8 protein-coding genes are annotated in these 8,382 nt (G+C 70.9%); 3 read left to right on the forward strand and 5 right to left on the reverse strand.

Going from position 1 to position 8,382, the window contains the following annotated elements; all coding sequences use genetic code 11:
- Positions 1-36: 36 nt before the first annotated feature.
- On the reverse strand, positions 37-900 hold the full coding sequence (locus ACWDEN_RS42295; protein WP_450863257.1) for a TetR/AcrR family transcriptional regulator: 864 nt from the start codon (positions 898-900) through the stop codon (positions 37-39).
- Positions 901-1,179: 279 nt separating this feature from the next.
- On the opposite strand from ACWDEN_RS42295, the gene ACWDEN_RS42300 reads away from it, so the two are divergent.
- Positions 1,180-2,892 carry an MFS transporter gene (locus ACWDEN_RS42300; RefSeq protein ID WP_351610534.1) on the forward strand — a complete coding sequence of 571 codons (1,713 nt, stop codon included), beginning with the start codon at positions 1,180-1,182 and terminating at the stop codon, positions 2,890-2,892.
- Positions 2,893-3,032: 140 nt separating this feature from the next.
- The gene (locus ACWDEN_RS42305) at positions 3,033-3,611 is read left to right on the forward strand and encodes a Type-2Aa cytolytic delta-endotoxin (protein WP_450863260.1); all 579 of its coding nucleotides are present in this window, start codon (positions 3,033-3,035) and stop codon (positions 3,609-3,611) included.
- 360 nt (positions 3,612-3,971) lie between these two features.
- On the opposite strand, the gene ACWDEN_RS42310 is transcribed toward ACWDEN_RS42305, so the two are convergent.
- The 4 genes from ACWDEN_RS42310 to ACWDEN_RS42325 form a co-directional block, all read right to left on the reverse strand.
- On the reverse strand, positions 3,972-4,532 hold the full coding sequence (locus ACWDEN_RS42310) for a hypothetical protein (RefSeq protein ID WP_351610529.1): 561 nt from the start codon (positions 4,530-4,532) through the stop codon (positions 3,972-3,974).
- 1,284 nt (positions 4,533-5,816) lie between these two features.
- A complete protein-coding gene (locus ACWDEN_RS42315) occupies positions 5,817-6,254 on the reverse strand; it encodes a DUF2267 domain-containing protein (protein WP_351610527.1) in 438 nt (145 codons plus the stop codon).
- An 81-nt stretch (positions 6,255-6,335) separates the two neighbouring features.
- Positions 6,336-6,731 (reverse strand): DUF2267 domain-containing protein, encoded by a 396-nt coding sequence (locus tag ACWDEN_RS42320; protein ID WP_351610524.1) that lies wholly within the window; start codon positions 6,729-6,731, stop codon positions 6,336-6,338.
- A 118-nt stretch (positions 6,732-6,849) separates the two neighbouring features.
- On the reverse strand, positions 6,850-7,281 hold the full coding sequence (locus tag ACWDEN_RS42325) for an Hsp20/alpha crystallin family protein (protein ID WP_351610521.1): 432 nt from the start codon (positions 7,279-7,281) through the stop codon (positions 6,850-6,852).
- Between the two features lie 125 nt (positions 7,282-7,406).
- Between ACWDEN_RS42325 and ACWDEN_RS42330 the strand changes: the two genes are divergently transcribed.
- Complete coding sequence (locus ACWDEN_RS42330) at positions 7,407-8,057, forward strand: type III effector protein (protein WP_351610519.1); 651 nt, start codon at positions 7,407-7,409, stop codon at positions 8,055-8,057.
- Positions 8,058-8,382: the final 325 nt, after the last annotated feature.

Here is an 8,382-nt window from a genome sequence, read left to right on the forward strand (position 1 = left end):
GGCCACCGGGCCCGCGCTGACCGGGACCGCCCCTGCTCAGGCGGTGCGGGGGCCGGGGCCGGCGTCCGGTGCCGGGCCGTCCTCCGGAACCGCACCGGTTGCCGGAACCGCACCGGCTCCCGGAACCGCACCGGTTGGCGTGGCCGGCAGGTAGCTCGCCAGGCCGCGCAGGATGATCTCCAGGCCGATGTCGAACCTCTCGTCGGAGGAGTCCGTCACCATCAGCCCGGACAGGGCTCGCAGGTGGGGGAAGTCCTGGGCGGGCAGGGACGCGAAGTACTTCTGCATCTCGCCGGCCATCTCGCCCCAGTCGGGGCGGGCCGGCGAGACGGTGCCACCGCCGTGCCGAGCGGCCCGGTCCCGCCACATGCCCTCCTCCAGGACGAAACCGTCGATATAGGTAGAGATGAGGTCACCGGCCTCCGCCGCGATGCGGTCGGGCAGCCCGGCGGTGCGGAAGAGGGCGAGCAACGCCTCGACGTGCGGCAGCAGTTCGGCGGTGAAGGGGACGTGCCCCATGGAGATCCTGGCCATGTCCCGGTGGGACAGCAGACGCCGGCGCCAGGCGCGGGCGAAGTCCCGCAGCTGCTCCTGCCAGCGCTCCGGATCGGGTGCGGGGAGCGCGTAGCCGTCGAAGAGCCGCGTGTACATGAGCTCCAGCAGGTCGTCCTTGGAGCTGACGTGGGCGTAGAGGGCGGAGACCGCGACGCCCAGTTCGGCCGCCACCTGACGCATCGAAAGTCCGTCGAGCCCGTGCCGGTCCAGCACGGTGAGGGCGGCCTCGACGACGCGGTCGCGTGACAGCGGCGCGCGTGCGGGCGCGCCGGAGCGTGCGGGGCGCTCGCGCTCCCACGGGGACGGCGGAGGGGGTGCGGGGGTGCCGGCGGCCGCGTCGCTCATGGGGACCAGTCTAGGGACCTGGAGAACAGTGTTCTGCCCAGGCTGGAGGCGTCCACCGTCGCAGAACGCGATATATCTTGTCCCGGCCGGGCGTTTGCGCTATATCTTAATGAACGCCGTTCTCTCGATGAACGTTGTTCTGCTACGGTGAACACCGTTCTCCCGAGTGTCCGGTCGCCCGTCCCCCTGGGCCGTACCAGCGAGCCGGGCAGTTTCTCCACCCGCCCCACCGCACCCGCGTCTCCTCAGTGCGACGCGGCCTTCCGCGAGGAGTTTCCGATGTCCACCACCGGTGTCGCGTCCGCCGAGACGCCCACCGACTCGCCGGCGCCCTACCGGTGGCGCTGGGCTGCACTGTTCGTGATCCTCGCGGCCGAGGTGATGGATCTCCTCGACGCCGTCGTCACGAACATCGCGGGCCCCTCCATGCGGGCCGACCTCGGCGGCGGCGCCTCCACCCTCCAGTGGCTCGCCGCCGCGTACACCCTCTCGATGGCCGTCGGACTCGTCACCGGCGGCCGGCTCGGGGACATCCACGGGCGCCGCCGGATGTTCCTGGTGGGAGCCGCCGGCTTCACCCTGGGCTCGCTGCTGTGCGCGGTCGCCGTGTCGCCCGAGATGCTGATCGCCGCACGCGTCGTCCAGGGACTGTTCGGCGCGGTGATGCTGCCGCAGGGCCTCGGCATGATCAAGGAGATGTTCCCGCCGAAGGAATCGCAGAAGGCGTTCGGCATGTTCGGCCCGGTCATGGGGCTGTCCGCGGTGTGCGGGCCGATCCTGGCGGGCTGGCTCGTGGACGCCGACTACTTCGGCACCGGCTGGCGGATGATCTTCCTGATCAACCTGCCGCTGGGCGCCGCCGCCTTCCTCGGGGCCCTGCGCTACCTGCCCAGGGGCCGGTCCGGAGACAGGCCGCGCCTCGACATCCCCGGCATGCTCCTGGTCTCGCTCGCCGCGCTGCTCATCATCTTCCCGCTGGTCCAGGGCCGTGAGTACGACTGGCCCGGGTGGACGTTCGCGATGATGGCCGCGTCGGTGGCCGTCTTCGTCGCCTTCGCCACCTACGAGTCGCGCCGCAGCAAGGCCGGCCGTGACCCGCTGGTCGTCCCCAGCCTCTTCCGCAAGCGCGGGTTCAGCGGAGGCATGACCCTCGGACTGGTCTTCTTCTCGACCATGCAGGGCTTCATGCTGGTCTTCAACCTCTACACCCAGATCGGCCTCGGCTACTCGCCGCTGAAAGCGGGCCTGGTGATGGTGCCCTGGTCGGGCGGCATGATCGTCGGTTTCGGCGTCGCTCAGGCTGTCGCCCGGTTCGGCCGGGCCGTGCTCCAGGCCGGCACGCTGGTCATGGCGCTCGGCGTGTTCGGCGTGTGGCTGACCCTCGACACGGTGGGCAGCGGCGTCGGCCCCTGGCAGCTCGTACCGGCCCTGCTCGTCACCGGCATCGGGATGGGCCTGCTGATGGCACCCTTCTTCGACATCGTGCTCGCCAGCGTCGAGCAGCACGAGACGGGCTCGGCGTCCGGCACGATGACCGCGATGCAGCAACTCGGCGGCGCCTTCGGCGTGGCGCTCCTCGGCACCGTGTTCTTCGGCCTGCTGGGCGGCGGCATCGCCACCGCCGTCGACCACCACGCGACCGGCCTGCGGGGTCAGCTGAGCGCCGCGCACGTGGCACCGGCCGCCCAGGACCGCGTCGTGGCGGACCTGCGGCGGTGCGCCTCGGACCGTGCCGTCGCCAAGGATCCGGCCGCCACCCCGGCGTCCTGCGCCCGCCTGGAGAAGGACACCCGGTCCGCCGTGACGTCGCCGCAAGCCGGCGCCCGGATACCCGGCGCGCTGGAGACCACCGCGAAGTCGGCCTTCCGCAGCGGTTTCGGCTCCGTGATGAAGACGGTGCTGTGGATCGTCGACGGCATGCTCGTCCTGACGTTCCTGCTCTCCTTCCTCCTGCCGCGCCACGCACGCCCCGAAGGCTCCGCCGGTCACTGAAACCCGGCGGCCCCGGCGAGACGAACGGCCGGGCACCACCCCGCGGTGGCTGCCCGGCCGGCGCCCCACGGCTGGCGGTGGCGTACCGCTACGGCATACTGACGCCCCACTAGTGCAACAAAATGTTGAAGGAGGGGCAGTTGGCAGCCAGTTTCAGGACAGTCACCCAGGTGGGAGAGGCTCACCGTGCCCAAGCGGAAGCCCTGGGGCGTGCCTTCCAGGAGGCGATCGCGCCCGCCACCGTCAACTACGACTTCGGCCACATCCGCGATGCCGCCGCCGCACTCCCCGACAGCGACATCGTCAAGATGGTCCGCGGTTGGGGGCTCCAGGAGGAGGCGCCGATCCTGGTGATGGCCCTCTCCCTCAAGGAGGCGGTCCGTCAGGCGCTCCCGCCCGAGGCGGCTCAGGCGTCGTTCTGGGACACCGTCGAGCGCGACCTCACGGACGCCTTCACCCGTCTCGCGGCACAGGAGGGCGAACCGGGACTGGCCTACTACGACGAGGGCCCGGACCACACCAGCTACTACCGCGACCTGTTCTTCGCCCTCCAGGACGAGGAAGCCGGCCCGTATCTGTACGCCGTGGCCTTCTGCGCCGACGTCACCATCGGCCTCGACAAGTCCCGCGTGAGCACCCTGGGCCTCACCGACACCGCACCGTTCGCGGTCCGGCTCAACGCGATCGTCGTACGCCAGAAGCTCGCGAACGCGGCCTGAACCTCCGATCACGGCCCGCCGTCCCGGGCCACGAAATCGCGCATCGCTCAGTCAGCGGAACGAATGGAACAGAGGCCGACAACTACCCCGTACCGATGGACAGTTGGCACTGAGCAGCAGCGGCTCGATACGCTCCCACCGGTCATCCGACACCCGGGATCGACCTGGGCCTGTCCGCCTTCGCTGTCCTCTCCGACGGCCGCGAGACCGCCGCTCCGCCCTTCCTGCGGCACAGGCCGCCGTTCCCCTCAACCACTGCGGCGGCCGTGCGGTCGGCGGGGAAGGGGAGGCCGGCCATGAAGGAGGCCATGTCGATGGGACCTCAGCCCGCTCGGCCCAACCTGTTGCGCCGGCCGGCAGTCAGTCCTCCGGCTCTTCGTCCTCCGGCTCTTCGTCCTCCGCGGGCGCGTCGCCGATGGCGACGCGCAGGTCATGCATGCCTTGGATGATGTCGATGAGGGCTTCCTCCGCCCCGCTGAGAGCTCGGCGGGTCGCCTCCACGTCACCTCGGTCGGCGTGGAGTTGGGCGCTGAGGGTGTACAACGCCGTCATCGCGGCGGCGAAGGACGCCTCCTGGCCCGGAGGTGTTTCGTCCGCCTCGGATTCCGAGACCTGCATGGCGGTGCGCTGCAGTCTGTTCGTCAGGACGTTGACCGCGAGGCCGGGGTCGGGACCAAGCTGATCCGTCCAGCCGAGCATCGTGTCGAGGACGTCCTCGATCTCTCCCTCCTCGGTCAGACGCGTGGCGGTGGTGATCTCCAACTCTGTCTTGGCCAGCAGACCCCCCAGCAGCCGCAGACGGTCCGCTTCCCGCAGTTCCTCGGGCCGTGCCTCCGGATGCGCCACCGGCTCAGCCCCGAGAGCGACCAGTGCTGCATAGATCTGTTCAGCACTCGCCGGATGCTCGCTTCTGATACTCACGCCCTCAGCTTCGCGCCACGAAGGCGCCATCGCCCGCCCATACACGCCGGAGGCCTGCGACTCTGCTCAATTCCTGAGCCGCTCACGGTGAGCGTATTGCTGGTACGGCCCCCACTGGGAGCTGCAGCAGCTGGTGTGACGGGCCGACCATCGGACTTGGCTCCCGATAGGGTGGAGTCGCCTTTCGGTGCCGGGCGAGGCTGCCGGCGGGAGCCGGTACGAAGACCACGAACTGTCGGTGATCTTCGCGACCTCGCGCTCGCCATGGCGGGCGGGGCTCCGGGCACGGCGGCCCGGACAGCCGGCACTGGTGCGGAGCCGGCCGTCCTCGATCAGCTCCTCCAGCGCGGCGTCACCCAGCCCGGTGCGAGCCTCGGGAGACATCCTCCGTGATGAGCCGCACGCTCCCGTCGCGGCGCCTGCGCCGCGGCGCCCAGCCCGCGCCGGGAGGGCCAAAGCCCCGTCCATCGACCTCCGGAGCCGGCTCGCCCTTGCGGGACTTCAGCCCGGGCCCGACAGTGGCCTCGCGGTCGCAGACGGTGCAGTCGGGCGGCTCCGGGCTGGGTTCCGGTTGCGGTGCCGTCTGTGGTTCTGGCCGCGGACTCTCTTCGACGATCTTGCAGCGGGGCACCTTGCGGGCACACACCGAACAGACCTCTGCCATCACCCACACGCGTCCGAGAACGTCTGGGACCAGCACCAGGACCGGCGGCCCGGGACACCGGGTGACCGGCTCCGAACGCCAGGCACACGACTCGCTGCGGCACCGACACCCCGCGCCGGCCGTGACCTCGACACGGGCGACATGCTCACGGACATGTCGCAGTGCCTGAGTACGGGCCTGGACCGGGTCCCTGGACCGGGTCACGAAAACGCGAAGGATCCGGCGAACAGGTGGGATCCGCGCACGAACAGGTGGGATCCGCACAGTTGATGACACACACCCCGGCAGACGGGCGACCGTGGGGGACCAGCCGCACCGTCCACCGGCGCCCGGAGCGAGACCTGTTCAGGCCCCCATCCAGGGCGCTGCTCCGAGCGTGTGACCAAGCGACACGGGCACACCAGGCAAACCGGCCCGCTTGACGAAGCTGCGCATCGCCGTCTCCTCCGCGACGTACACGTCGCCGGCCTGTGGCCTCGGGGATCAGCCCGGCGGGGCGGCGGGGCAGGGCGTCGGCAGCGGCTGCGCATCGTGCCAGGACGGGCCGGCGGTGGTGGGGCAGGGGCCCCGGCGTGAGGCGGGCGCCGGGGCTCTCCTGAATCTGTTGGTGTCCAGCCTGCTCAGGCGGCTGGGGTGAGTTCGGCGCGCCCGAACAGCAACGCGTAGCCGGAGGGGAGCTGACGCAGGATGCGGGTGAGGAGTTCGGGGCCGGCCGCGGCGGCGACGGCGGCGAGGACGGAGCCGGTGTCCCAGCGGGTGGTGGCCATAGTGGCGCCGCTGCGGGCGGCGAGGTCCTTGACGAGGGCCCAGCCGGTCAGGGGCTGGGTGTCGGGGATCTGTTCGGTGAGGATGCGTGCGGCCTCCCAGGGCAGGCGGGCGGCCAGGTCGACGCGTTCGTCGCCCGTCAGCTGGCGTCCGAGTCCCGCAACGACGAGTCGGACGGCTTCTTCGGCGCGTTCCCGGGTGGGGTAGGCGCCTTCGTAGCGGACCTTCTCCAGCATCTGCTCGTACGTCATCACCGGCACGTGCTGAAGCGGTGCACGCAGCTGGTCGGACATCACTTGGTTGGTTGCCTTTCTGTCGCCGAGGTCGTGGTGCCGGTGCCCGGCAGGGTGCGGGGGCACCGGGTGCGGGGATGGTCAGGTGGGCTGGGGGTGGCCGAAGAGGAGGTCGTAGCCTGCGGGGAGCTGGAGCAGGGTCCGGCCCAGGAGGTCGTCGCCGGCAGCGTCGGCGACGGTGCTGAGGACGGCGCTGACGTCCCAGGCCGCGGTCTGCTCGGTGGCCCCGTCGATCCAGGCCGCCGTCGCCCGCACGAACCTCTCCGGTGACAGCGGTTCGGCGCTGGTCAGCGGGTTGAGCAGGATCAGGGCGAAGTCCTCCGGCAGGCGCGCCGCCAGCTGGGCGCGTACCTCGCCGACCAGATGCGCGCCCAGGAGGGCGAGAACCACGCGGGCCGCGCGTTCTGCTTCCTGCTCACTTTTGTACTCGCCGCGTTCCTTCACGTGGTCGAGGAACGCTTCGCGTCGCAGGGTCACGTCGGCCGCCACCCTTCTTCGGTTTCTTGCTCCGGTTCTTGCTCCGGTGGGCGGAGGGCGGGTGAGGGGGAGATCGGATGCCCGTCCTCCGCCGCTGGGCGGCTCCTGCCGCCGCCGGTCAGCCGGAGATCTCCTTCTGGGAGGTTCCCCCGCCGATGGCGATCTTGCGGGGCTTGGCGCGCTCGGCGATCGGGATGCGCAGGGTGAGCACCCCGGCGTCGTAGTCGGCCTTGATGTGCTCGGTGTCCAGCGTGTCGGCCAGCACGATCTGGCGGGAGAAGACACCCAGTGGCCGCTCGGACAGTTCCATCTGCACGTCGTCGGCCTTCGCCACGGGCCGGCGTTCGGCCTTGACGGTCAGCATGTTGCGCTCGACGTCGATGTCGATCGCCTCCGGGCTCACCCCCGGCAGGTCGAAGGCCACCACGTACTCGTCGCCCTCGCGGTAGGCGTCCATGGCCATCGCGGACGGCCGGGACCAGGTGCCGGTGCCCATCAGCTGCTGAGCCAGCCGGTCGAGCTCACGGAAGGGGTCGGTGCGCATCAACATCGTGAAACACCTCCAGAGGGGTCGGGCAGGGTCTGCCAATGCGCCTCGTATACGTTGTAACATGTCATCCAATGGATGACAAACACGATGTCACCGAAAGGACGACGCTTCGGAAGGAGGCGCGGATGACAGCAGCCGACCAGCCGGTCCCGTCCGGTTCCGGCGCCCACAGCCCGGCCTCGTTTCTCGCTGCCGCGGCGGCCCTGGAAACCATCAACGAAGCCCTGCGCGCCGCCCACGAGGTATCCGGCGCCCCCGACGACACGGGCGCCGGTCCCGAGCAGGCCCTGGCCTCCCTCCTGCTGCTGCGCGAGGTGCGCGAGCAGCTCGCCGGCTGGGAAACCGGCCTGATCGAAACAGCCCGCCGCGCAGGCGCCAGCTGGGCAGACCTCGCCCACCCGCTCGGCGTCGCCAGCCGTCAGGCCGCCGAACGCCGCTACCTGCGGGGTCGGCCCGGCCCCGCCGGAACCACCGGCGAACAACGCGTCCAGGCCACCCGCGAACGCCGCGCCGCAGACCGCGCCCAGGTCGCCTGGGCCCGGCGTAACGCCGCCGACCTGCGCCGCATCGCCGCCCAGATCACCACCCTCACCGACCTACCCGCTGCCGCCCGCGGCCCCGTCGGCCAGCTCGACGCGGCTCTCGCCCAGGACGATCCTGCCGCCCTCGTGCGCCCCCTGAACGCAGCCCGTCCCCACCTGGCAACCGTCCACCCCGACCTCGCCGCCCGACTCGACACCCTCACCGCCCAAGCCGCGATCGCCGCCTCCGACTGACCGATGCGCACGGTGTGGCGGTATCGCAGTCACTGAGGTGTCTTGGCTGGTAGGCGCGACGGAAGCCATCAGCGCCAAGCGGCCGATCTCGGATGCCAGGGGATGCCCGGCAATGGCGTGCAGGCGCCGCCCTCGCGCGCGACCTGCACGCCTGCCTGCGCCGGCGCAACCAGCATCGCCGCCACCCAGCATGCCTCCACCCGGCGCGTTTTCGCGGTCAACGCCCTAGCTGTATTGATCACGAGCGTTGTTAACGCTGGCCGGTCTTGATCGTGGCGAAGGCCCCCGTGTGTGGTGGAGGTGTCGAATCTTCACCGCACGGAGG

The organism is Streptomyces sp. NPDC001153 (genome assembly GCF_053598315.1).

Coding starts and splice junctions, on each gene's coding strand:
- ACWDEN_RS42300 (WP_351610534.1), top strand. CDS start 1,180: ATGTCCACCACCGGTGTCGCGTCCGCCGAGACGCCCACCGACTCGCCG.
- ACWDEN_RS42325 (WP_351610521.1), bottom strand. CDS start 7,281: ATGTTGATGCGCACCGACCCCTTCCGTGAGCTCGACCGGCTGGCTCAG.
- ACWDEN_RS42295 (WP_450863257.1), bottom strand. CDS start 900: ATGAGCGACGCGGCCGCCGGCACCCCCGCACCCCCTCCGCCGTCCCCG.
- ACWDEN_RS42330 (WP_351610519.1), top strand. CDS start 7,407: ATGACAGCAGCCGACCAGCCGGTCCCGTCCGGTTCCGGCGCCCACAGC.
- ACWDEN_RS42315 (WP_351610527.1), bottom strand. CDS start 6,254: ATGTCCGACCAGCTGCGTGCACCGCTTCAGCACGTGCCGGTGATGACG.